Source organism: Streptomyces sp. NPDC017991, from assembly GCF_044328075.1.
GTDB lineage: Bacteria > Actinomycetota > Actinomycetes > Streptomycetales > Streptomycetaceae > Streptomyces.
The window spans coordinates 127,616-151,042 of sequence record NZ_JBIRGP010000013.1; the positions used below are offsets into that span (position 1 = coordinate 127,616).

The following is a 23,427-nucleotide window of genomic DNA, read 5'->3' on the forward strand; positions in this document are numbered from 1 at the left end:
CCGTGCGCTCCGCTGGTGGGGCTCGTGCGTCGGGTGCAGGTGCAGGTGCAGGTGCAGGTGCAGGTGCGGGTGCGTCGTGGCTGGGCGCGCAGTTCCCCGCGCCCCTAAAGGGGCTTGCCGGTGCCCGCGAACTTCTTCCTCGCCTGCTCTGTCACCGGGGTGAAGAAGTTGACGAGGTTGCCGTCGGGGTCGCGGAGCAGGAGAGAGCGGTTGCCCCAGGGCATCGTGGTGGGCCCGGCCACGAAGTCGGTGACGAACCCGGTCAGGTTCCGGTGGACGCCGTCCACGTCGTCGACGAGGAACTCGGTGATCACGCTGTGGTTCTCCGCCGGGCGGGCCGAGCCCGGGGCGAACAGCGGAACCGTGCGGGTGCTCGCGATCGCGAGGGTGGCGGTGGGGGTGCCCAGCTCGGCGAAGTCGTCGTTGGCCCAGGCCGCCACCACCCCTGTCACCCGCTCGTAGAACGCGACGAGCCGGGCGACATCGCCGGTGATGATGCGGATCGAGACGAAGTTCATGGTGCTCTCCTCGGGGTCCTGCCAGGCTGGGGCGCTGTGCCTCCTGCGTGCTTCGCAGGCTAGGAGAGATAGAGGACAGTTTCGGTCCGGTATCGGCATTAGGCTGCGAACATGCCCAAACCCGCCGGCCGCGTACTGACCCTTCTGGAGCTGCTGCAGTCCGGCGGCACCCGGACGGTGGCCGAACTGGCCGAGCGGCTCGGCGTCGACGGACGTACCGTGCGGCGGTACGTGGGTCAGCTGACCGACCTCGACGTGCCCGTGGAGTCGGTGCGCGGCCGTTACGGCGGCTACCGGCTGAGCCCCGGATACCGCCTCCCGCCGCTCATGCTCAGTGACGACGAGGCGCTGGCCGTGCTGCTCGGCCTGGTCGCCGGCCGCCGGACCGGGCTGGTGACGGCGGGGCACACGGCGAGCGAGACGGCGTCGGCGAAGATCCACCGGGTGCTGCCCAAGCATGTGGCCCGCCGGCTCGACGTACTCCTGGACTCGCTGGCCTTCACGGATCGGCCCGGTGAGTTCGACACCCCGGACGCCGACGTCCTGCTCACCCTCGCCGACGCGGTGAGCCACCGCCGGCCGGTCGCGATGAGATACACCGGCGGCGACGGCCGGCGCAGCGAACGCACGCTGCACGCCTACGGGATCGTCGCCCACTCGGGCCGGTGGTACGTCACGGGCAAGGACGCGGGGAGCGGCGAGGACCGTACGTTCCGGCTCGACCGCATCGCGGACGCGCGGACGCTGCCGGGCTCGTTCGAACCGCCCGAGGGCATCGACCCCGCACAGCGTGTGGTGTCGGGCTTCGCGACGGCCGGGTACCGGTACGAGGTGACCTTGCGGATCCAGGGAACCACCGAACAGATCCGCGCCCGCCTCCCCGCGAGCGTCGCGACCCTGGAGGAGGACGCCGGGCACGAGGGCTGGCTGCGCGTAAGGCTCCGGGCAGAGCACCTCGACTGGATCCCCCCGGTACTGGCCTCCCTCGACCGCCCGTTCACCATCGAGACCCCCGAGGAACTACGCGCCCTCACCACCACATTCGCCACCCGCCTGACCGCCTACACCCGCCTTTAGGGGCGCGGGGAACGGCGCAGTCTTTTGTCTTTGGCTTTCAGGGGCGCGGGGAACGGCGCAGTCTTTTGTCTTTGGCCTTCAGGGGCGCGGGGAACGGCGCAGTCTTTCGTCTTTCGCCGTCAGGGGCGCGGGGAACGGCGCAGTCCTTTGTCTTTCGCCCTCAGGGGCGCGGGGAACTGCGCGACCAGCCACAGCGCACCCGCACCCGAAGAACCACCCCAGGGCCCCACTGCCCCTCACCCCGTGAACGCCTCAGCGAACGCCCCCGCCCCCTGCTCAACCCCACTGCAGTTGGTCGCCGCGTCATCCGAAGCCGCATCGTCCCCTTCACACCGCTGGTCCCGGAACGTGGACCACATCGACACCCACGCAACCCCCTTCTCCTCCGCGAACGCCCGCACCTCCGCGGCGTCCGCCAAGGAGAACGTCTCGTTGGCCACGTCGTTGACACCCAGCATCGACGTCAGGGCGAGCCCCTTCCACGCCCCCGAGTCCGACAGCCCGAAGACCTCCTCCAGCTGATCGTGGGCCGCCCGCGCCGACGTCTTCGCGTAGTCGCCCATGTCCTCGTCGTACGAACTGCCGTAGTTCATGGTCATGATGTTGACCGTGGACACCACGACGCCGTGGTCGTTGGCGGACTCCAGCAGCGCCATGCTGTCGTCGTCGAGACCGGACGGCATGACGGGCAGCGTGAAGGTGACCGCCAGATCCTCGCGCTCCTTCTGCAGCAGCGCGATCGCCTCGGAGCGCAGCGCGACGGAGTCGGAGTCGGTCAACTGCGTGCCCTCGACGTCGAAGTCGGCCTCCGTCGCCCCGGCCGCGTCGAGCGCCTTCCCATAGGCGGCGGCCAGCTCCGACGCGCTGTCACAGGTCGAGGCCAGCTCCTTCCCGGAGGCCCCGCCGAAGGAGACCCGCACGGCCGAGCCCGACCCGGTCAGCGCCGAGATACGGGATTTCACCGCCGAGTCGCCGATCGCGGTCGTGCCGTTCCAGGACGGCGTACAGGCACTGCCGTCCGCGATGACGAAGGCCAGGTTGTACGTCGACGGAGAGCCGGCCGAGTCGTTGTCGGAGGCGGTGGTGGCGCTGACGTACGGGGCGTAAGCGGTGCCCGACGAACTGTCCGACGAGCCGTCGGACGCACTCCCGGAGGGTGACGCGCTGCTCTGCGGACGGCTCGTCGAGGCCGGGTCGGAGGAGTCGTCCACCCCCGAGGAACACCCCGCGGTGGCCAGGGCGATCACACAGATGAGCCCGGCAGCCGGCTTCAGGAAAGTCCTCATCGCGCATGCTCCCACTCTCGTGATTCTCGTCTCAGGATGGAAACAAACCGTGTTTCCGAAGTGAAAATGTCTCACGGGCGGCCCCGCTGCACGAAGACAGCAAATTCAGGGGAAGCGCACGGAAACGGCCCGGCAAACAGTATCAACCGGACATGAATATGCGGACATTGGGCATCTTCTCGGCGGTCACCGGCCTGTCCGGCGATCAAGGATTCTCTCAGGGAAACGACAGACTCGGGCGTTTCTCATGGCCGTCTCACAACAGAATCAGAGTTTCGGACACATAAAGGCTCCCTAATATCCGGGGAATGCATTCCGAGCCTGCCATCGAATCCCGCGCCGCTGTGCGCGGCCGCCGCCGCAAACGCGGCAACGGGCCTGAAGACGGCCCCGTGTTCGTTGACAACTCCGGTCGCAGGGCCAGGTTTCTGCGCCGGATCGGCATCCTCCTCGGCGTCGTCTGTATCGGGTACGCGGTCGTGCTCGGCATGGCGTTCATGGGGTGGGGCCCCTCGCTCACGCCGTCCTCGCTGCTGCCCTTCGGCGCGGGCGGTCCGAACGGCGGCCCGAACGGCGGCCAGAACTCCGGACCCGGCGGCGGGCTCCAGCCGCAGGGCGGTACCGGCAGTCCGCCCGTGCGGCCCACCGGCGCCCCGCCCTCGGGCGTCGCGACCGGCGCGGCACCCACCGCCGCCCCGTCGGCGTCCGTCTCCGCCCCGTCCGCGTCCGCCTCCGCGGCCGTCAACTGACCGGAACGGACCCACACTCATGGCTACTACGACGCCCTCGCGCGGCCGCCGGCGGGCCCCCTCCCGGATGACACGGGCCGCGGGCAAGGCGGCGGCGCTGCAGAAACCGCGTGTCATCCTCGCCCTGCTGCTCCTTCTCGCGCTCACCAGCGTGATGCTGCTCGACGGCTATCTGCGCTCGGAGGTCGGCGGCGACGAGCGCGTGCGCAGCAACGCCAGCTCCAGCAAGGTCCCGGACTCCGTCATCGACGGCGGCCCGATCCTCTCCTTCAGGAACGGTGAGGCCCAGTCCCTGTCCGTCCCGGAGAAGACCATCGCGCTCACCTTCGACGACGGCCCCAACCCCACCTACACGCCCCAGATCCTGAAGATCCTTCAGGACAACGACGTCCCGGGTACGTTCTTCCTGGTCGGCTCGATGGTCTCGCGCTACCCGTCGATCGTGAACGACCTGGTGGACCAGGGCAACGAGGTCGGCATCCACACCTTCACGCACGTCGACCTTTCGTATCAGAGCAACACCCGGATCGAGCGGGAGATGGATCAGACGCAGCTCGCCCTGGCGGGCGCGGCGGGCATCACGACGACGCTGTTCCGTGCCCCGTACTCCTCGGAGACGGACGCCATCGACAACTACAGCTGGCCCGTCTACAAGAAGCTCGGCGCCGAGGGCTACACCAGCGTGTTCGTCGACACCGACAGCGACGACTGGAAGCGGCCCGGCGTCGCGAAGATCATCAAGTGGGCCACGCCGTCGAAGAACAAGGGTGCGTCGGTGCTCTTCCACGACGCGGGCGGCGAGCGTTCGCAGACGGTCAAGGCGCTCGGCACGTACATCAAGAAGATGAAGGCGAAGGGCTACACCTTCACCACCATCAGCGGTGCCACCCAGCTGGCGGACGCTGAGGAGCAGCAGGCGAACGGCGGGCAGGCGGCTGGGCAGACCACCGGTCAGGCTGCCGGTCAGGTGCCCGGCGGCCAGCAGGGCCAGGAAGGTCAGGGAGGCCAGGGGGGTCGGACAGGTCAGGGCGGCAACAGCCTTCAGGCCGCTCACCGCACCGCCACCGGCACCACCCTCTACGAGGGCAAGGCGCTCCTCGCGGCGGTCGCCGTCGCCGAGTGGACCGTACCGGGGCTCGCGACCGGGCTGGCGATCGTGGGCGTCGCAGTCATGGGCCGCTTCGGGATGATGCTGATCCTCGCCCGCAGGCACTACCGCAAACGCAACAGACGCCGGTTCAGCTGGGGGGAGCCCGTCACCCGGCCGGTCACCGTCGTCGTGCCCGCGTACAACGAGAAGGAGTGCATCGCCAACACCCTGAAGTCGCTGGCGCAGAGCACCCATCCGATCGAGATCATCGTGGTGGACGACGGTTCCACGGACGGCACCAAGGAGATCGCCGAGGCGCTCGGCATGCCGAACGTGCGCGTCATCCGCCAGGAGAACGCGGGCAAACCGGCCGCCCTCAACAACGGCGTGCGCAACGCCGGTCACGACATCGTCGTGATGATGGACGGCGACACCGTCTTCGAGGCGGACACCGTACGACAGCTGGTCCAGCCCTTCGCCGCCCCCGGCGTCGGCGCGGTCGCGGGCAACGCCAAGGTCGGCAACCGGAACACGATCATCGGCGCCTGGCAGCACATCGAGTACGTGATGGGCTTCAACCTCGACCGCCGCATGTACGACCTGCTGCGCTGCATGCCCACCATCCCGGGCGCGATCGGCGCGTTCCGCCGGGAGGCCGTGCTCGCGGTCGGCGGGATGAGCGAGGACACCCTCGCCGAGGACACCGACATCACCATCGCCATGCACCGGGAGGGCTGGCGGGTCGTCTACCAGGAGCACGCCAAGGCCTGGACCGAGGCGCCGGCCTCCCTCAAGCAGCTGTGGTCCCAGCGGTACCGATGGTCGTACGGGACCATGCAGGCGCTGTGGAAGCACCGCAAGTCGCTGACGGACAAGGGGCCCTCGGGCCGCTTCGGCCGGGTCGGCATGCCCCTGGTGGTGCTCTTCCAGATCGTCACGCCCGTCTTCGCCCCGCTGATCGACGTGTTCACCCTCTACTCGATGATCTTCATCGACTTCAAGGCGTCGCTGCTCGCCTGGCTGGCCGTGCTGTGCGTCCAGCTCGTCTGCGCGGCGTACGCGTTCCGGCTCGACCGGGAGAAGTACCGGTATCTGCTGATGATGCCGCTGCAGCAGCTCGCGTACCGGCAGATGATGTACCTCGTCCTGATCCACTCCTGCATCACGGCTCTCACGGGCGGCCGGCTGCGCTGGCAGAAGCTGAAGCGCACCGGAGAGGTCGGTACCCCGGCAGGGGTGGGCTGATGGGCTCGCACCGCCGGGGCGGCCCCCCGGTCGTCGAGTCCGCCGCGGTCTCGGACACGGCCCGCCTGCCGCGGGTGGAGCCGGAGCCGGCGGCCCCGGCGGCGTCCCCGCCCGAGGGGCGTACCGCGAAGGGCCGCGACCGGTACTTCGACACCCTCCGGGCCGTCGCCCTCGTCCGTGTGGTCACCTACCACACCTTCGGGTGGGCCTGGGCGGGCATGGTCCTCCCCTCCATGGGGATCATGTTCGCGCTCGCCGGCACCCTGATGGCGAAGTCCCTGGAGCGGCCCGCCCTCAAGGTGATCAGGAGCCGCGTCCGCCGGCTCCTGCCGCCCTTCTGGTTCTGGGGTTTCTTCGTGGTCGTGGCGATGCTGATCCACGGCTGGATGCCGGACTGGCGGATCGTCTACTGGGTCGTGCCCCTCGGCGACCCGCCGGGCAACGCCTGGGGCGAGCAGGCCTGGGAGATCCTCTGGTACCTGCGGACCTACCTCTGGTTCGTCCTGCTGTCGCCCCTGCTGCTGCGGGTCTTCCGACCGGCCCCGGTTCCCGTCCTGGTCCTCTCGCTCGCGCCGATCGTGGTCCTCCAGTTCCTCTGGGAGCCGCCGGACGACCGCTTCGGCGTCGGACTCCTCGACCTGGCCACGTACCTCTTCTGCTGGATTCTCGGCTTCGCGCACCGCGACGGGGTGCTCCAGCGGCTGAAGCCGTTCGCCGTCGTCGTCCTCTCGCTCGTGGCGCTCGCGTACGGCGGCTGGTACGCCTTCACGCACCAGGCCGAGACGGGCTCGTACGACCTCGACGACATCCCCTACGCGCAGGCGTTCTGGTCGGCGGGGTTCGTGACCCTGCTGATGTACGCGAAGGCGCGCCTCGGGATCGACTTCGCGTGGCTGGCCCGTTTCAAGCGCCTCGACCGGATCGTGCGGATCTTCAACGCCCGCGCGGTGACGGTCTACCTCTGGCACGAGCTGGCGCTGATCCTGGCCATCCCGCTGATCGACCAGTTCTGGAAGGTCCCGGCCTTCGAGAGGTATCTGCCGCTGGAGAGCCAGTGGTTCATGTTCGGCATCGGCTGGATCCTCATCGGCGTGTTCATCCTGCTGTGCGGATGGGTGGAGGACGTGGCGGCGAAGTCGAGGCCGAGACTGCTGCCCTGAGGGGGTCCGCGGGGCAGCAGTCCTCGGGGCGGCACGCGGACCGGCGTACGGGCCGGGCGCCGGAGAGTCGTGCGGCCCGTACTGCCACAATGGGACCGTGACCCGCGCATCCCTGAACAAACAGCCGCACGAAGTCGCCTCGATGTTCGACGACGTCGCGGAACGCTACGACCTGACGAACGACGTGCTGTCGCTGGGCCAGGACCGGGTGTGGCGCAAGGAGGTCGCGAAGGCGGTCGACGCGCGGCCCGCGCAGAAGATCCTGGACCTCGCGGCGGGCACCGCCACCTCTTCCCTGCCCTTCGCGCGCACGGGTGCGTACGTCGTCCCCTGCGACTTCTCCCTCGGGATGCTCAGGGTCGGCAAGAAGAACCACCCCTGGCTGCCGCTCACGGCGGGCGACGCCACGAAGCTGCCGTTCAAGGACGACACCTTCGACGCGGTGACGATCTCCTTCGGTCTGCGGAACGTGCAGTCCACGGACACCGCGCTGCGGGAGCTGTACCGGGTGACGAAGCCCGGCGGGCGGGTGGTGATCTGCGAGTTCTCGCACCCGACATGGGCGCCGTTCCGCACGGTCTACACCGAGTACCTGATGCGCGCGCTGCCGCCGGTGGCCCGTGCGGTCTCCTCGAACCCGGAGGCGTACGTCTACCTCGCCGAGTCGATCCGTGCGTGGCCCGACCAGCCCGCCCTCGCCGAGCGGCTGATCGGGGCCGGCTGGTCGAAGGTGGCCTGGCGCAACCTCTCGGGCGGCATCGTCGCGCTGCACCGAGGCTTCAAGCAGGGCTAGCGCCACGGACAGGCAGGGCGGGTGCTGCGAGCAGAGTCGGCGCTTCGAGCAGGGTCGGTGCTGCGAGCGCGGCCGGAGTCTCAGGCAGTCCTGACCGGCTGCGTGGCGGTCACCTGAGGAGCGCGAAGGGGTCGCGCGGAGAGTCGAGTTCGCGCTGCAGACCGCCCGACGGCGGCTGCGGCAGTCGCGGTTCGCGCACCCCGGCGCCCCCGCCGCCCTCACCCTCGCCGAGGTCGAACCACACCGTCACGACCGCCCCGCGCGGCACCTCGGAACCGGGCAGCGGGTACTGGCGTACGACGTAGTCGACGACCGTCAGGTCGAAGTCGGGCCGGTCGGGCGCGGCGAGGAGCACTCCACGGGCCTCGGCCGTCTCGCGCGCGTCCACGGCCATCAGACCGACGAGCCGCGGTACGCGCACTTCGGGTGTCTTGCGTGGTATGCGCACAGACGTCACCCCCAGCGGTACCCGCAGGGTATGCCCATGCCGGGCCCCGCCGGAAGGCGTCGGAGGGCGGGCCGCCGGTGGCCCGGCCCCGTCAGAGAGCCAGCCGGTAGCAGTGCCCGAACTGATCCGTCTTCGGTGAGGTGAACGTCTCCGCCAGCTCCATGCCCAGCCGTCTGGTCACGGCGATCGAGCGCTCGTTGCGGGAGTTCACCATGGCCACCACGCGGGAGACGCCCGTGGCGCGCACCCGTTCCAGCGTGGCCCGCGCCGCCGCCGTCACGTACCCCTTGCCCCAGTACTCCCGGCCGAGCCGCCAGCCGATCTCGATCTCGCCCTTCGGGCCCCACTCGTGCGGCCACGGCTGGGCGCCGGTGAAGCCGATGACCCGGTCCTCCTCGTCGAGCAGGGTCCAGAAGCAGAAACCGTGCTCCGCGTCGTGCCGTCGCTGGCGGGCGGTCAGCTCCTCGTAGACGGACAGTTCGGCGGATTTCCCTCCGTGGAACTCCATCACGTCCGGGTGGTCGAAGGCCCGGTGCCAGGCGAAGGCGTCCTCGTCGGTGGGGACGCGCAGGTGTACCACGGGGAGAGCTCGGTTCACGGGGGCAGCCCTTCAGCCAGGTGATCAGTACCGCTGCATAGACTGCCCATGTCCCGTGCCCGTCAGCACGCGGATTTCGAGACTTCGCGCTACGAGATTTTCGAGCCTTCGAGACTTGGGGAGACCCCGCCGTGACCGAGTCCCAGTCCCAGCCCCTCTCCGAACACGCCGCGCCCCTGTCCGAGCATTCCGCCGACGTGATCGTCGTCGGGGCGGGGCCGGCCGGTTCCACCACGGCGTACTACCTGGCTAAGGCCGGGCTTGATGTCCTGCTCCTGGAGAAGACCGCGTTCCCGCGGGAGAAGGTGTGCGGCGACGGACTGACGCCCCGCGCCACCAAACAGCTCGTCTCCATGGGGATCGACATCTCGGAGGAGGCGGGCTGGCTGCGGAACAAGGGGCTCCGCATCATCGGCGGAGGCGTCCGCCTCCAGCTGGACTGGCCGGAACTCGCCTCGTACCCCGACTACGGACTCGTCCGCAAGCGCGACGACTTCGACGAGCAGCTGGCCCGCCAGGCGCAGAAGGCGGGCGCGCGTCTGTACGAGCGCTGCAACGTCGGCGCCCCGATCGTCGACGACCGCACGGGCCACATCACGGGCGTCCACGCGAAGCTCGGTGACGCCGACTCCAAGGAGAAGCGCGAAGTCACCTTCCACGCGCCCCTGGTCGTCGCCGCCGACGGCAACTCGACCCGGCTGTCCCTGGCGATGGGCCTGCACCGGCGCGAGGACCGCCCGATGGGCGTCGCGGTCCGTACGTACTTCACCTCTCCGCGCCACGAGGACGACTACCTGGAGTCGTGGCTGGAACTGTGGGACCGCCGCGGACCCGGCGAGGACCGCCTGCTGCCGGGCTACGGCTGGATCTTCGGCATGGGCGACGGCACGTCCAACGTCGGCCTGGGCGTCCTCAACACCTCGTCCTCGTTCAAGGAACTGGACTGGCGCGAGGTCCTCAAGGCGTGGTGCGCCTCGATGCCGGCGGACTGGGGCTACACCCCGGAGAACATGACGATCCCGATCCGCGGGGCCGCCCTGCCGATGGCCTTCAACCGCCAGCCCCACTACACGAAGGGCCTGCTGCTCGTCGGCGACGCGGGCGGCATGGTGAACCCGTTCAACGGCGAGGGCATCGCGTACGCCATGGAGTCCGGGCAGATCGCCGCGGACGTCATCGTCCAGGCGCAGGCCCGCGCGACCCCCGCCCAGCGCGAACTCGCCCTCCAGCGCTACCCGAAGGTCCTCAAGGACACCTACGGCGGCTACTACACGCTCGGCCGCGCGTTCGTGAAGCTCATCGGCAACCCGAAGGTCATGAAGATCGCCGCACAGCGCGGCCTCACCCACCCCATGCTGATGAAGTTCACCCTGAAGATGCTCGCCAACCTGACGGACCCGACGGGCGGCGACGCGATGGACCGCATCATCAACGGCCTGACGAAGGTGGCCCCCCGGGCCTGACGGGACCGGGGCCGGGGCCGGCGCGGCCCCGGCCCCGGCACGCACGCATGCTTGTGGGCCGTTTCCCCCGCCGGGGAAACGGCCCACAAAAGCGTTCAAAAGGTGTGGCCCAGGGACGTGCGTCCCAAGGGCGGGTGACCCGGGGTCGTGTGACCGAAGGTCAGAGCACCCGGACCGCACCGCTCGCCGGGTAGCCCGACAGGTCCTGGATGACGACGCCCTTCGAGGGGTTCGCCGCGTCCAGGTACTGCCCGCCGCCGATGTAGACACCCACGTGGTACGCCGAGCCCGCGCCACCCCAGTACAGGATGTCGCCGACCTGGACGTTGGACAGCGAGACCGGGGTGCCGGCCACGGACTGGTCCTGGGAGACGCGCGGCAGGTCGACACCGACCTGCTTGAACGCCGCCTGGACGAGGCTGGAGCAGTCCCACGCGTCGGGTCCGGAGGCCCCCATGACGTAGGCGTCGCCGACCTGCGCCCGCAGGAAGCTGATGACGGTCCCGACGCTGCCGCTGGCAGGAGCCACGGCGTCGCTGCTGGCGGCCGTGGAGGCCGTGGAGGCCGTCGTGAGGGTCGTCCGGCCCGCGGAGCGGGTGGCGCGCTCGGCGGCCTCCTTGCGGGCCGCCTCGGCCTTCTCCTTGGCCTCGGCCTTCTTCTTCGCGTCTGCGAGGTCCGACTTGGCCTGCTTCGCGGCCTTTTCGGCAGCCGCGTCACGCTCGGCACGCAGCTGGTAGTCGGCCGCGGCCTGCTGGGTGACCTCCGCGGACTCGGCGACCTGAGCGGTCATGTCTGCCGTGAGGGTGGGCAGCTCGATGGTCTGGGTCACCGGCTCGGCCGCGTTGGCCGTTCCGGCGGCACCGGCCACTGCCAGGGTGCCGAGGACGCCACCGGCAACTCCGGCGCGCATCGCGAGCGCCGAACTGCTGCGAGGCCGGGGTTTCCGGTGGCTTCGTATGTGAGCGGTGTGGGACATAGGGACAACCGGTATCAGGGGCTCCTCCATACCTTCAAGAAACGTGTGGTGCGCCACAATTGTTCAACGGAGCCGCGAATCGGGGTCGTGACGCCCTTTATTGACGCCGTAACGGGCATTGCGGACAGTGCCCGACGCGCCTGTGATCACGGCCTTTTCGAGTTACGTCCGAATTGCCCGCGACCTACCACTCGTTGAGGCGGTTGGCCAAGCCCGGTTGTTTCCGGCCTGTTACCGATGTGACGCACGTCACGGAACGGAAGCCCCGGCGGTCGCGTTGCGCGTGCGGATCGTGGGGAGACCCGGCGCCAACCCGGAGGGTGGCCCGGGGTCGGCCCGGCGCCGGCTTCCGCTCGTGAACGGATGCACGCACCCTCGCCGTCCACAACGGACATCCCAACTCCCCCCGACGTGTGAACGAGTTCCACTATCAAGCGGCCCGGTCCAGCACCAATTTGCCTTGGATCCGCCTGGCTTGATAGTGCGCCAAGGCCCGGACCAGCGACGACGGGCGAAAATGTCACCTCTGGTGATCACTCGGACGCTTCTCGTACGAAGATCGGCACTCATCCGACTTCATGATCCTTGGCTGGGTGGTGGAGATCACAAAGGCGTTGTCGTACCCCGTGTCGCAGATCACAGACCGGCAGGCATAGGATGCGGGGCAGTTGGGCTTGTGACCTGCTTCACATGTGCGCGATCTTCGTGTGAGCCGCACGGAGCTCGCGCGCCTCATGAGGTCCATGGGGTTCGTGGAGCGGGGGCGACGCCTGATGCAACCGCCAGCAGTCAATGCCGACTGAGAGGAGCGAGGAGCGGTGAACGCGTATGCGCCCATCCTCGTACTGGGAGCCCTCGGGGCAGGCTTTGCGATCTTCTCCGTGGTCATGGCCACGCTTATCGGTCCAAAGCGATACAACCGGGCCAAGCTTGAGGCCTACGAGTGCGGGATCGAGCCGACCCCCACGCCGGCGGGCGGCGGGCGGTTCCCCATCAAGTACTACCTGACGGCGATGCTCTTCATCATTTTCGATATCGAGATCGTCTTCCTCTATCCCTGGGCCGTCACCTTCGACGCGCTCGGGGTCTTCGGGCTCGTGGAGATGCTGCTCTTCGTGCTCACCGTCTTCGTCGCCTACGCGTACGTGTGGCGGCGCGGCGGCCTGGAATGGGACTGAACCCGTATGGGACCGACACCCGTAAGGGCCCCGCATGGGACTGACCCCCGCAAGGGACTGAGCCCCGTATAGGGGACAGAGGAGCCATTGAGCATGGGACTCGAAGAAAAGCTGCCGAGCGGCTTCCTGCTGACCACCGTCGAGCAGGCCGCGGGGTGGGTGCGCAAGTCGTCCGTCTTTCCCGCCACCTTCGGCCTCGCCTGCTGCGCCATCGAGATGATGACGACAGGGGCGGGCCGCTACGACCTGGCGCGCTTCGGCATGGAGGTCTTCCGCGGCTCACCGCGGCAGGCCGACCTGATGATCGTCGCCGGGCGTGTCAGCCAGAAGATGGCACCGGTTCTGAGGCAGGTCTACGACCAGATGCCGAACCCCAAGTGGGTGATCTCCATGGGGGTCTGCGCCTCTTCGGGCGGCATGTTCAACAACTACGCGATCGTGCAGGGCGTCGATCACATCGTCCCCGTCGACATCTACCTCCCGGGCTGTCCGCCGCGGCCCGAGATGCTGGTGGACGCGATCCTCAAGCTCCACCAGAAGATCCAGTCCTCGAAGCTCGGCGTGAACGCCGAGGAAGCGGCCCGTGAGGCGGAGGAAGCGGCGCTCAAGGCGCTCCCCACCATCGAGATGAAGGGGCTGCTGCGGTGAGCGACGCGAACGGCAACGGCAAGAGCCCGACCGGAGACGGCAAGGGCGGGGGTCCGGCCGGCGACGGCACCAACGGCGCCAACCCCGAGAAGGACCTCGGCGCCTCCAACCTGCCGGGCCAGCGCGGCGACGGCGGGGAGGAGATCCGCGTCCAGCGCGGCATGTTCGGCGCCAACAACGGCGGGGACACCTCCGGATACGGCGGCCTGGTCCGCTCGATCCGCCTCCCCGGCCCGGCCGCCCGCCCGTACGGCGGCTGGTTCGACGAGGTCGCCGACGAACTCGAAGGCGCCCTGGAGGAACAGGGGCTGGTCCCGGAGAACGCGATCGAGAAGACGATCGTCGACCGCGACGAGCTCACCTTCCACGTCGAGCGCGAGCACCTGCTCCAGGTCGCCCGGACCCTGCGCGACGACCCGGCCCTGCGCTTCGAGCTCTGCACCGGAGTGAGCGGAGTGCACTACCCGGCCGACAAGGGCCGCGAGCTGCACGCCGTCTACCACCTGCGCTCGCTCACCCACAACCGGCTGATCCGCCTCGAAGTCAGTGCCCCCGACAGCGACCCGCGCATCCCGTCCCTGGTCACGGTCTATCCGACCAACGACTGGCACGAGCGCGAGACGTACGACTTCTTCGGCATCGTCTTCGAAGGTCACCCGGCGCTGACGCGGATCATGATGCCGGACGACTGGCAGGGCTTCCCGCAGCGCAAGGACTATCCCCTCGGCGGCATCGCCGTCGAGTACAAGGGCGCCCAGATCCCGGCTCCGGACCAGCGGAGGTCGTACTCATGAGCACGCAGTCAACGAGTGCACAGTCAGCCGGCGCGCAGTCGGCGAGCACGCAGTCGGCGTCGGCGCGGGAGACCACCGAAGGCACCGTCTACACGGTCACCGGTGGCGACTGGGACGAGGTCGTCCAGACCGCGGCCAGGGCCGACGACGAGCGCATCGTCGTCAACATGGGCCCCCAGCACCCGTCCACCCACGGCGTGCTCCGGCTCATCCTGGAGATCGAGGGCGAGACGGTCACCGAGGCCCGCTGCGGCATCGGCTACCTGCACACCGGCATCGAGAAGAACCTCGAATACCGGACGTGGACGCAGGGCACCACCTTCGTGACGCGCATGGACTACCTGACGTCCTTCTTCAACGAGACCGCGTACTGTCTCGCCGTCGAGAAGCTCCTCGGCATCGAGGACCAGGTCCCGGACCGCGCGACGATCATCCGGGTGCTCCTGATGGAGCTGAACCGGCTCTCCTCGCACCTGGTGTGCATCGCCACCGGCGGCATGGAGCTCGGCGCCACCACGATCATGATCTACGGATTCCGTGATCGTGAACTCATTCTCGACATCTACGAACTCATCACCGGCCTGCGCATGAACCACGCGTTCATCCGGCCCGGCGGCCTCGCCCAGGACCTGCCCCCGGGCGCGGTGGACCACATCCGCGAGTTCGTGAAGAAGATGCGGAAGAACCTTCCCGAGTACGACAAGCTCGCCACCGGGAACCCCATCTTCAAGGCCCGTATGCAGGACGTCGGCCACCTGGACCTGACCGGCTGCATGGCCCTCGGTGCCACAGGACCGATCCTGCGGTCCGCCGGCCTCCCGCACGACCTGCGCAAGGCCCAGCCGTACTGCGGCTACGAGACGTACGACTTCGACGTCCCGACCACGGACACCGCCGACGCGTACGGGCGCTTCCTCATCCGGCTTGAGGAGATGCGCCAGTCGCTCGCGATCGTCGAGCAGTGCCTGGACCGGCTGCAGCCCGGTCCGGTCATGGTCACCGACAAGAAGATCGCCTGGCCCGCCCAGCTCGCGCTCGGCCCCGACGGCCTCGGCAACTCGCTCGACCACATCAAGAAGATCATGGGCACCTCCATGGAGGCCCTGATCCACCACTTCAAGCTGGTGACCGAGGGCTTCCGCGTCCCGCCGGGACAGGCGTACGCGGCCGTCGAGTCACCCAAGGGGGAACTCGGGGTGCACGTCGTGTCCGACGGAGGCACCCGCCCCTACCGGGTCCACTACCGGGACCCGTCCTTCACCAACCTGCAGGCCATGGCGGCGATGTGCGAGGGCGGCCAGATCGCCGACGTCATCGTGGCCGTCGCCTCCATCGACCCCGTGATGGGAGGCGTCGACCGGTGACCACCACTCCTTCCGAGCAGGGCGTACAGCCACAGGGCATCAGCTTGGGGATGCCCCAACTGCCCCCGCCGGACTACCCGGACGATGTCCGGGCCCGGCTCGAAGCGGACGCGCGCGAGATCATCGCCCGCTACCCGGACTCCCGGTCCGCCCTCCTTCCGCTGCTGCACCTCGTGCAGTCGGAGGAGGGCCATGTCACGCGCACGGGGCAGCGGTTCTGCGCGGAGATGCTCGGCCTCACCACGGCCGAGGTGACCGCGGTCGCCACCTTCTACTCCATGTACCGCCGCAAGCCGAGCGGCGACTACCAGGTGGGCGTCTGCACCAACACGCTGTGCGCCGTCATGGGCGGCGACGCGATCTTCGAAGCCCTCCAGGAGCACCTGGGCGTCGGCAACGGCGAGACCACCGGCGACGGCAAGGTCACCCTGGAGCACATCGAGTGCAACGCGGCCTGCGACTTCGCGCCGGTCGTGATGGTCAACTGGGAGTTCTTCGACAACCAGACCGTGGCGAGCGCGAAGAGCCTCGTCGACGACCTGCGCGCGGGAACACAGGTCGATCCGACCCGCGGCGCCCCCCTGTGCACGTTCAAGGACACCGCCCGCATCCTGGCGGGCTTCCCCGACGAGCGCCCCGGCGCGGTCGAGGCGAGCGGCGGCGCGGGCCCCGCCTCGCTGGTGGGCCTGCGGCTGGCCAAGGGGGAGACGGGTCCGGCGCGCGTGGTGCATCCGCGCGGGTCCGAAGCTCCCGGCTCCGCCGGTTCTGCCGGCTCCTCCGGTCCTTCAGGGGCTTCCGAATCTCCCGGGTCTTCCGGGTCCTCCCGGGACGGGTCGCCGCGCGACCCGTCACCGTCCGGCCAACCATCGTCCAAGCACCTGAGTTCGCACGACGCACCGCAGGACACGTCGGCCTCCGACCCGGACCACCCGGCCGGGCCCGCCGCCGAGGAGGGGGAGTGATGGCCTTGTCCACTCGATACGGGGGCACCTCCCAGCCGGAGACCGGCGGGGAACACAGCCCCGAGAAGGTGCTCGCACCGGTGCTGTCGGCCTTCTGGGACGAGGACAAGTCCTGGACGATGGACACGTACCGGCGGCACGACGGGTACGAGGGCCTGCGCAAGGCGCTCGCCATGTCACCGGACGACCTCATCGCCTATGTGAAGGAATCCGGTCTGCGCGGCCGGGGCGGCGCGGGATTCCCGACGGGAATGAAGTGGCAGTTCATTCCCCAGGGTGACGGAAAGCCTCACTATCTAGTTGTCAACGCCGACGAATCGGAGCCCGGGACCTGTAAGGACATCCCGCTCCTCTTCGCGAACCCGCACAGCCTCATCGAGGGCATTGTGATCGCCTGTTACGCGATCCGGTCTTCGCATGCGTTCATCTATCTGCGGGGCGAGGTCGTCCCCGTACTGCGGCGCCTGCACGAGGCCGTACGCGAGGCCCACGAGGCGGGCTACCTGGGAGAGAACATCCTGGGCAGCGGACTCGATCTCCAGCTCACCGTGCACGCGGGCGCGGGCGCGTACATCTGTGGTGAGGAGACCGCGCTCCTCGACTCGCTCGAAGGCCGCCGTGGGCAGCCGCGACTTCGTCCCCCTTTCCCTGCGGTCGCGGGTCTTTATGCCTGTCCCACTGTGGTGAACAACGTCGAGTCGATCGCGTCGGTTCCCGCGATTCTCCACAAGGGCAAAGAATGGTTCCGCTCGATGGGAAGCGAGAAGTCCCCGGGCTTCACGCTCTACTCGCTCAGCGGCCATGTCACCAGCCCCGGCCAGTACGAGGCCCCCCTCGGCATCACCCTGCGTCAGCTCCTCGACATGAGCGGCGGCATCCGGGCCGGACACCGCCTCAAGTTCTGGACGCCGGGCGGCTCCTCGACCCCGATGTTCACCGACGAACACCTCGACGTCCCCCTTGATTACGAAGGAGTGGGCGCCGCGGGTTCCATGCTCGGCACGAAAGCACTCCAGTGCTTCGACGAGACGACCTGTGTCGTACGGGCCGTCACGCGGTGGACCGAGTTCTACGCCCACGAGTCCTGCGGCAAGTGCACACCTTGCCGCGAAGGCACGTACTGGCTCGTGCAGTTGCTGCGCGACATCGAGGCCGGCAAGGGCGTCATGTCCGACCTCGACAAGCTGAACGACATCGCCGACAACATCAACGGCAAGTCCTTCTGCGCCCTCGGCGACGGCGCCGCCTCACCGATCTTCTCCTCCCTCAAGTACTTCCGCGCGGAGTACGAGGAGCACATCACGGGCCGCGGCTGCCCCTTCGACCCCGCCAGGTCGACGGTCTGGGCCGACAAGGACAAGCACACGGAGGTGAACGCATGACCGTGACCACGAGCGCTCCCTCCGGAGGCGGGGAGGCGGCGGTCCCGCCGGAGGATCTCGTCTCACTGACCATCGACGGCGTCGAGATCAGCGTGCCCAAGGGCACCCTGGTCATCCGCGCCGCCGAACAGCTCGGCATCGAGATCCCCCGCTTCTGCGACCACCCCCTCCTCGACCCGGCCGGCGCCTGCCGCCAGTGCATCGTCGAGGTCGAGGGCCAGCGCAAGCCCATGGCGTCCTGCACGATCACCTGCACGGACGGGATGGTCGTCAAGACCCATCTCACCTCTCCTGTCGCCGAGAAGGCCCAGAAGGGTGTGATGGAGCTGCTGCTCATCAACCACCCGCTGGACTGCCCCGTCTGCGACAAGGGCGGCGAGTGCCCGCTGCAGAACCAGGCCATGTCGCACGGCGACTCCGAGTCCCGCTTCGACGGCAAGAAGCGCACGTACGAGAAGCCCGTCCCGATCTCCACCCAGGTACTGCTCGACCGCGAGCGGTGCGTGCTGTGCGCCCGCTGCACCCGGTTCTCCAACCAGGTCGCGGGCGACCCGATGATCGAACTGATCGAGCGGGGCGCGCTCCAGCAGGTCGGTACCGGCGAGGGCGACCCCTTCGAGTCGTACTTCTCCGGGAACACCATCCAGATCTGCCCCGTCGGGGCGCTCACCTCGGCGGCGTACCGATTCCGCTCGCGGCCCTTCGACCTCGTCTCCTCGCCCTCGGTGTGCGAGCACTGCTCCGGCGGCTGCGCGACCCGCACCGACCACCGGCGCGGCAAGGTCATGCGGCGCATCGCGGCCGACGACCCCGAGGTCAACGAGGAGTGGATGTGCGACAAGGGGCGGTTCGGCTTCCGGTACGCGCAGCAGCGGGACCGGCTGACGACGCCCCTGGTGCGCGGCGGGTCCGGTGAGCTGGAGCCCGCCTCGTGGCCCGAGGCACTGGAGGCGGCGGCCCAAGGGCTCCTGGCGGCCCGCTCCCGGGCCGGCGTCCTCACCGGCGGCCGGCTGACCGTCGAGGACGCCTACGCGTACAGCAAGTTCGCGCGCGTGGCCCTCGACACGAACGACATCGACTTCCGCGCGCGCGTGCACAGCGCCGAGGAGGCCGAGTTCCTGGCCGCCCGCGTCGCCGGGCGTGGCCGCGATCTCGACGGTACGGGGGTCACGTACACCGCGCTGGAGAAGGCGCCCGCGGTCCTGCTCGCCGGATTCGAGTCCGAGGAGGAGGCGCCCGGCGTCTTCCTGCGGCTCCGCAAGGCGTGGCGCGGACACGGGCAGAAGACCTTCTCGCTGGCCACGCACGCGACCCGCGGCCTGGAGAAGGCGGGCGGCACGCTGCTGTCGGCCGCCCCCGGCACCGAGACCGCGTGGCTGGACGCGCTCGCGTCCGGCACCGGCCTGGAGGACGACGGGGCGAAGGCCGCCGAGGCACTGCGCCTCGCGGGCGCCGTGATCGTCGTCGGTGAGCGGCTGGCCTCCGTGGCGGGCGGGCTCACCGCCGCCGTACGGGCCGCCACCGCCACCGGCGCCCAACTGGTGTGGATCCCGCGCAGGGCCGGGGAACGCGGCGCGATCGAGGCGGGGGCGATGCCCTCGCTGCTGCCCGGCGGACGTCCGGCCACCGACCCGCGCGCGCGGGACGAGGTCATCGGGGCCTGGAAGATCGGCGCGCTTCCGCACCGGCACGGCCGCGACACCGGACAGATCGTCGAGGCCGCCGCCACCGGCGAACTCTCCGCGCTCGTCGTGGCGGGCGTCGAGGTCGCCGACCTCCCCGACCCCACGCGCGCGCGTGCCGCACTGTCCGAAGTGGGCTTCCTGGTGTCGCTGGAACTGCGTCCCAGTGAGATCACCGAGCACGCGGACGTCGTGTTCCCGGTCGCCGCGGTCGCCGAGAAGGCGGGCACCTTCCTCAACTGGGAGGGCCGGGCACGCCTCTTCGAGGCCGCTCTGAAGCCCGACCAGATGACCCGCCGGGTGGCTCCCACCGACGCGCGCGTCCTGCAGATGCTGGCCGACGCCATGGACGTACACCTGGGACTGCCCGACCTGCGGACCGTGCGCGGAGAGCTGGACCGGCTCGGCGCCTGGGACGGGCCGCGGGCCACCGAGCCGCTGGAGACCGCGGCGCAGTTGCCGCGGCCCGCCGCCGGCGAGGCCGTGCTCGCCGGGCACCGGCTGCTGCTCGACCAGGGGCGCCTCCAGGAGGGCGACGAGGCGCTCGCCGGGACCCGGCACGCCGCCCACGCGCGCGTGTCGCCCGCCACGGCCGCCGAGGCGGGTGTCAAGGACGGCGACACGCTGGCCGTGACCGGCCCCTCGGGAGCGGTCGAACTCCCGCTGCGGATCACGCAGATGCCCGACCGGGTGGTCTGGCTCCCGCTGAACTCCGCCGGGGGAGGCGTCGCCTCGGACACGGGCGCGGCCCCCGGCGCACTCGTCCGCATCGGACCGGCGACGCTCGCCGGCGAGGCCCCCAAGGAGGTGGAGGTATGACCCCGAACCTCACCGCGCCGGTCTACCTGGCCGCGGAGGACCTCTCCGTGTTCGGCCGGGACGTCTGGTGGCTGGTCGTCATCAAGGCGGTCTTCTGCTTCGCCTTCCTGATGATCACCGTGCTCTTCTCCATCGTGTGGGAGCGCAAGGTCGTCGCCTGGATGCAGCTGCGCATCGGCCCCAACCGGCACGGCCCCTGGGGCATGCTCCAGTCGCTCGCCGACGGCATCAAGCTGATGCTCAAGGAAGACCTGATCGTCAAGCGCGCGGACAAGGTCGTCTATGTCCTCGCGCCGATCGTGGCGGCCATCCCGGCCTTCATGGCGATCGCCGTGATCCCCTTCGGGCCGGCCGGCAACGAGATCTCGATCCTCGGCCAGCGCACCACGATGCAGCTCACCGACCTGCCGATCGCGATGCTCTACATCCTCGCGGTCGCCTCGGTGGGCATCTACGGCATCGTGCTCGCGGGCTGGTCCTCCGGGTCCACGTATCCGCTGCTCGGCGGTCTGCGCTCGTGCGCGCAGATGATCTCCTACGAGATCGCCATGGGTGCCGCGTTCGCTTCGGTGTTCCTGTACTCCGGCTCGATGTCGACCTCGGAGATCGTCGCCCAGCAGCAGGACCGCTGGTACATCGTCCTGCTGCCGGTGTCGTTCCTGATCTACATCGTGACGATGGTCGGCGAGACCAACCGCGCCCCCTTCGACATGCCGGAGTCCGAGGGCGACCTGGTCGGCGGCTTCAACACCGAGTACTCGTCCATCAAGTTCGCGCTGTTCATGCTCGCCGAGTACGTGAACATGGTGACCGTCTCGGCGGTCTCCGTGACGCTCTTCCTGGGCGGCTGGCGGGCTCCCTGGCCGATCAGCACCTTCTGGGAGGGCGCCAACCACGGCTGGTGGCCGATGCTGTGGTTCGTCATCAAGGTGCAGCTGCTGCTGTTCTTCTTCATCTGGCTGCGCGGCACGCTGCCCCGCGTCCGCTACGACCAGCTGATGAAGCTCGGCTGGAAGGTCCTGATCCCGGTCTCCGTGGTCTGGCTGATGCTCGTCGCGACCGTACGGACCCTGCGCAACGAGAACTACGACTTCGCCGACATCGCCCTGTACGTGGGCGGCGGCGTCCTCGTCCTGCTGCTGCTCTCGTTCGTCGTCGACATGTTCCGCGAACGCAAGGACGCCGAGAGCGCCCGGGAGGCGCCGGACGAACCCGTCGCCTTCGACCCGATGGCGGGCGGATATCCCGTGCCGCCGCTGCCGGGGCAGGAGTTGCCGCCGGTGCCCCGGCGCCGCCCGCGCCGGGAGCGGGAGTTGATTGTCAGTGGTGGCGTGAATACTGACAGTGACGGATCCGATGGACCTCGTGACGGAAAGGAGGCGTCCGATGGCTGATGAGCAGAAGGAGACCAAACCCGGTTTCCAGAATCCCGTCGCAGGCTTCGGCGTGACCTTCAAGGCCATGTTCAAGAAGCGGCTGACCGAGCAGTATCCGGAGCAGCAGAAGACCACCGCACCGCGCTTCCACGGCCGGCACCAGCTCAATCGCCACCCGGACGGCCTGGAGAAGTGCATCGGCTGCGAGCTGTGCGCCTGGGCGTGTCCCGCGGACGCCATCTATGTGGAGGGCGCGGAGAACACCGAGGAGGAGCGCTACTCCCCGGGCGAGCGCTACGGACGCGTCTACCAGATCAACTACGCGCGCTGCATCCTGTGCGGCCTGTGCATCGAGGCGTGCCCCACGCGCGCGCTCACGATGACCAACGAGTTCGAGCTGGCCGACAGCAGCCGCGCCAACCTCATCTACACCAAGGAGCAGCTGCTCTCCGGCCTGGAGGAGGGCATGGTCGAGTCGCCGCACTCGATCTTCCCGGGCACGGACGAGCAGGACTACTACCGGGGGCTGGTCACCGAGGCCGCGCCGGGTACGGAGACCCAGGTCGCCGTCTCCAGGGGCGAGGTGCCGCAGGAGGCCGCGTCGACCTTCGGTGAGGACGAGCCGGCGTCGGAGCAGGTGATCGGCCGATGACCGCCCCGCTCGCCGCCCACGCAGGCCCCCTCGCCGTCGATGCCACCACCTCGCTGGCGGCCTACTCGACCTCCACCGGCGAGGCCTTCCAGTTCTGGATCCTCGGTACGGTCGCCGTGATCGGCGCCCTGTGCACCGTCCTCATGAAGAAGTCCGTGCACAGCGCGCTGTGCCTCGCCGGAACCATGATCATCCTGGCGGTGTTCTACCTCGCCAACGGCGCGTACTTCCTGGGCATCGTGCAGGTCGTCGTCTACACCGGCGCGATCATGATGCTGTTCCTCTTCGTGGTCATGCTCGTCGGTGTCACCGCGGCGGACTCCCTGAAGGAGACCATCAAGGGCCAGCGCTGGCTGGCCCTCCTGTGCGGCCTCGGCTTCGGCGTCCTGCTGTGCGCGGGCATCGGGAACGCGTCGCTGAACGAGTTCGAGGGCCTGACCCAGGCCAACGCCGGCGGCAACGTGGAAGGGCTGGCCGCCCTCATCTTCACGAAGTACGTCTTCGCCTTCGAGATCACCGGCGCCCTGCTCATCACGGCCGCCGTCGGCGCGATGGTGCTCACCCACCGCGAGCGCACCGAGCGGGCCAAGACCCAGCGTGAGATGGCCGAGGAACGCGTACGGGCGAACAAGCAGCTTCCGCCGCTGCCCGCACCCGGCGTGTACGCCCGGCACAACGCGGTGGACATCGCCGGTCTCCTCCCGGACGGCACCCCGTCCGAACTGACCGTCATCAGCACGCTGCGCGAGCGCGGCCAGATCCGTGATGTGTCGGACCAGGCCATCAAGGACCTGAAGGCGCTCGAACAGCGTTCCGGGGAGCGGCTCGGCCGCGAAGGACGCGAAGAGGAGGCCGCGAAGTGAACCCGGTCAACTACCTGTACCTCGCCGCCCTGTTGTTCACGATCGGCGCCTCGGGTGTCCTGATCAGGCGGAACGCGATCGTGGTGTTCATGTGCATCGAGCTGATGCTCAACGCCTGCAACCTCGCGTTCGTCGCCTTCTCCCGGATGCACGGCAATCTCGACGGCCAGATCATCGCCTTCTTCACGATGGTCGTCGCCGCCGCGGAGGTCGTGGTCGGGCTCGCGATCATCGTGTCGCTGTTCCGTTCCCGCCACTCGGCCTCGGTCGACGACGCCAGCCTGATGAAGCTGTAAGGGGTCGC

General features: G+C 69.2%; 22 protein-coding genes. 17 read left to right on the top strand and 5 right to left on the bottom strand.

From position 1 onward, the window contains the following. Positions 1–104: 104 nt before the first annotated feature. Positions 105–518, bottom strand: a complete 414-nt coding sequence (locus tag ACH4DZ_RS32835; protein WP_398291321.1) for a VOC family protein — start codon at positions 516–518, stop codon at positions 105–107. A 111-nt stretch (positions 519–629) separates the two neighbouring features. On the opposite strand from ACH4DZ_RS32835, the gene ACH4DZ_RS32840 reads away from it, so the two are divergent. Next, positions 630–1,595, top strand: a complete 966-nt coding sequence (locus ACH4DZ_RS32840; RefSeq protein ID WP_398291323.1) for a helix-turn-helix transcriptional regulator — start codon at positions 630–632, stop codon at positions 1,593–1,595. Between the two features lie 236 nt (positions 1,596–1,831). Here the strand turns inward: ACH4DZ_RS32840 and ACH4DZ_RS32845 are convergent, their stop codons facing one another. Beyond that, positions 1,832–2,881: a chitinase gene (locus ACH4DZ_RS32845; RefSeq protein ID WP_398291325.1), complete on the bottom strand. Its 1,050-nt coding sequence runs from the start codon at positions 2,879–2,881 to the stop codon at positions 1,832–1,834. A 308-nt stretch (positions 2,882–3,189) separates the two neighbouring features. Here ACH4DZ_RS32845 and ACH4DZ_RS32850 point away from each other — a divergent pair, with 308 nt between their 5' ends. The 4 genes from ACH4DZ_RS32850 to ACH4DZ_RS32865 all read left to right on the top strand — a co-directional run bounded on the left by ACH4DZ_RS32850 (position 3,190) and on the right by ACH4DZ_RS32865 (position 7,918). Then, on the top strand, positions 3,190–3,630 hold the full coding sequence (locus tag ACH4DZ_RS32850; RefSeq protein ID WP_398291327.1) for a hypothetical protein: 441 nt from the start codon (positions 3,190–3,192) through the stop codon (positions 3,628–3,630). Positions 3,631–3,649: 19 nt separating this feature from the next. Continuing rightward, positions 3,650–5,965: a bifunctional polysaccharide deacetylase/glycosyltransferase family 2 protein gene (locus tag ACH4DZ_RS32855; RefSeq protein ID WP_398291329.1), complete on the top strand. Its 2,316-nt coding sequence runs from the start codon at positions 3,650–3,652 to the stop codon at positions 5,963–5,965. Then, a complete protein-coding gene (locus tag ACH4DZ_RS32860) occupies positions 5,965–7,125 on the top strand; it encodes an acyltransferase (RefSeq protein WP_398291331.1) in 1,161 nt (386 codons plus the stop codon). Before ACH4DZ_RS32855 ends, ACH4DZ_RS32860 begins: the two co-directional genes overlap by 1 nt. Positions 7,126–7,222: 97 nt before the next feature. After that, positions 7,223–7,918 carry a demethylmenaquinone methyltransferase gene (locus ACH4DZ_RS32865; protein WP_398291333.1) on the top strand — a complete coding sequence of 232 codons (696 nt, stop codon included), beginning with the start codon at positions 7,223–7,225 and terminating at the stop codon, positions 7,916–7,918. Between the two features lie 109 nt (positions 7,919–8,027). On the opposite strand, the gene ACH4DZ_RS32870 is transcribed toward ACH4DZ_RS32865, so the two are convergent. Beyond that, complete coding sequence (locus tag ACH4DZ_RS32870; protein WP_398291335.1) at positions 8,028–8,366, bottom strand: PASTA domain-containing protein; 339 nt, start codon at positions 8,364–8,366, stop codon at positions 8,028–8,030. Positions 8,367–8,457: 91 nt separating this feature from the next. After that, complete coding sequence (locus ACH4DZ_RS32875; protein ID WP_398291337.1) at positions 8,458–8,964, bottom strand: GNAT family N-acetyltransferase; 507 nt, start codon at positions 8,962–8,964, stop codon at positions 8,458–8,460. Positions 8,965–9,095: 131 nt separating this feature from the next. Here ACH4DZ_RS32875 and ACH4DZ_RS32880 point away from each other — a divergent pair, with 131 nt between their 5' ends. Next, entirely contained in the window at positions 9,096–10,427 is a 1,332-nt protein-coding gene (locus ACH4DZ_RS32880; protein WP_328495813.1) for a geranylgeranyl reductase family protein, read from the top strand. 160 nt (positions 10,428–10,587) lie between these two features. On the opposite strand, the gene ACH4DZ_RS32885 is transcribed toward ACH4DZ_RS32880, so the two are convergent. Further along, positions 10,588–11,433 carry a C40 family peptidase gene (locus ACH4DZ_RS32885; protein WP_398291339.1) on the bottom strand — a complete coding sequence of 282 codons (846 nt, stop codon included), beginning with the start codon at positions 11,431–11,433 and terminating at the stop codon, positions 10,588–10,590. A 788-nt stretch (positions 11,434–12,221) separates the two neighbouring features. Between ACH4DZ_RS32885 and ACH4DZ_RS32890 the strand changes: the two genes are divergently transcribed. The 11 genes from ACH4DZ_RS32890 (at position 12,222) to nuoK (ending at position 23,419) form a co-directional block, all read left to right on the top strand. Next, positions 12,222–12,581 (top strand): NADH-quinone oxidoreductase subunit A, encoded by a 360-nt coding sequence (locus ACH4DZ_RS32890; RefSeq protein WP_033319564.1) that lies wholly within the window; start codon positions 12,222–12,224, stop codon positions 12,579–12,581. Positions 12,582–12,674: 93 nt separating this feature from the next. Continuing rightward, positions 12,675–13,229: an NADH-quinone oxidoreductase subunit B family protein gene (locus ACH4DZ_RS32895; protein ID WP_307523713.1), complete on the top strand. Its 555-nt coding sequence runs from the start codon at positions 12,675–12,677 to the stop codon at positions 13,227–13,229. After that, a complete protein-coding gene (locus tag ACH4DZ_RS32900; protein WP_398291342.1) occupies positions 13,226–14,023 on the top strand; it encodes an NADH-quinone oxidoreductase subunit C in 798 nt (265 codons plus the stop codon). The genes ACH4DZ_RS32895 and ACH4DZ_RS32900 overlap by 4 nt, the downstream gene beginning before the upstream one ends. After that, positions 14,020–15,387, top strand: coding sequence for an NADH-quinone oxidoreductase subunit D (locus ACH4DZ_RS32905; RefSeq protein ID WP_398291344.1), 1,368 nt, complete (start codon positions 14,020–14,022; stop codon positions 15,385–15,387). Before ACH4DZ_RS32900 ends, ACH4DZ_RS32905 begins: the two co-directional genes overlap by 4 nt. Continuing rightward, positions 15,384–16,349, top strand: a complete 966-nt coding sequence (nuoE, locus tag ACH4DZ_RS32910; protein WP_398291346.1) for an NADH-quinone oxidoreductase subunit NuoE — start codon at positions 15,384–15,386, stop codon at positions 16,347–16,349. The genes ACH4DZ_RS32905 and nuoE overlap by 4 nt, the downstream gene beginning before the upstream one ends. Continuing rightward, complete coding sequence (nuoF, locus tag ACH4DZ_RS32915; protein ID WP_398291348.1) at positions 16,349–17,731, top strand: NADH-quinone oxidoreductase subunit NuoF; 1,383 nt, start codon at positions 16,349–16,351, stop codon at positions 17,729–17,731. The genes nuoE and nuoF overlap by 1 nt, the downstream gene beginning before the upstream one ends. Continuing rightward, a complete protein-coding gene (locus ACH4DZ_RS32920; protein WP_398291350.1) occupies positions 17,728–20,232 on the top strand; it encodes an NADH-quinone oxidoreductase subunit G in 2,505 nt (834 codons plus the stop codon). The genes nuoF and ACH4DZ_RS32920 overlap by 4 nt, the downstream gene beginning before the upstream one ends. After that, the gene (gene nuoH / locus ACH4DZ_RS32925) at positions 20,229–21,626 is read left to right on the top strand and encodes an NADH-quinone oxidoreductase subunit NuoH (RefSeq protein WP_398291352.1); all 1,398 of its coding nucleotides are present in this window, start codon (positions 20,229–20,231) and stop codon (positions 21,624–21,626) included. Before ACH4DZ_RS32920 ends, nuoH begins: the two co-directional genes overlap by 4 nt. Further along, positions 21,619–22,260: an NADH-quinone oxidoreductase subunit NuoI gene (nuoI, locus tag ACH4DZ_RS32930; RefSeq protein WP_398291354.1), complete on the top strand. Its 642-nt coding sequence runs from the start codon at positions 21,619–21,621 to the stop codon at positions 22,258–22,260. Before nuoH ends, nuoI begins: the two co-directional genes overlap by 8 nt. Continuing rightward, the gene (locus tag ACH4DZ_RS32935) at positions 22,257–23,123 is read left to right on the top strand and encodes an NADH-quinone oxidoreductase subunit J (RefSeq protein ID WP_398291356.1); all 867 of its coding nucleotides are present in this window, start codon (positions 22,257–22,259) and stop codon (positions 23,121–23,123) included. Before nuoI ends, ACH4DZ_RS32935 begins: the two co-directional genes overlap by 4 nt. Beyond that, positions 23,120–23,419 carry an NADH-quinone oxidoreductase subunit NuoK gene (gene nuoK, locus ACH4DZ_RS32940; RefSeq protein WP_069171239.1) on the top strand — a complete coding sequence of 100 codons (300 nt, stop codon included), beginning with the start codon at positions 23,120–23,122 and terminating at the stop codon, positions 23,417–23,419. Before ACH4DZ_RS32935 ends, nuoK begins: the two co-directional genes overlap by 4 nt. Positions 23,420–23,427 lie beyond the last annotated feature (8 nt).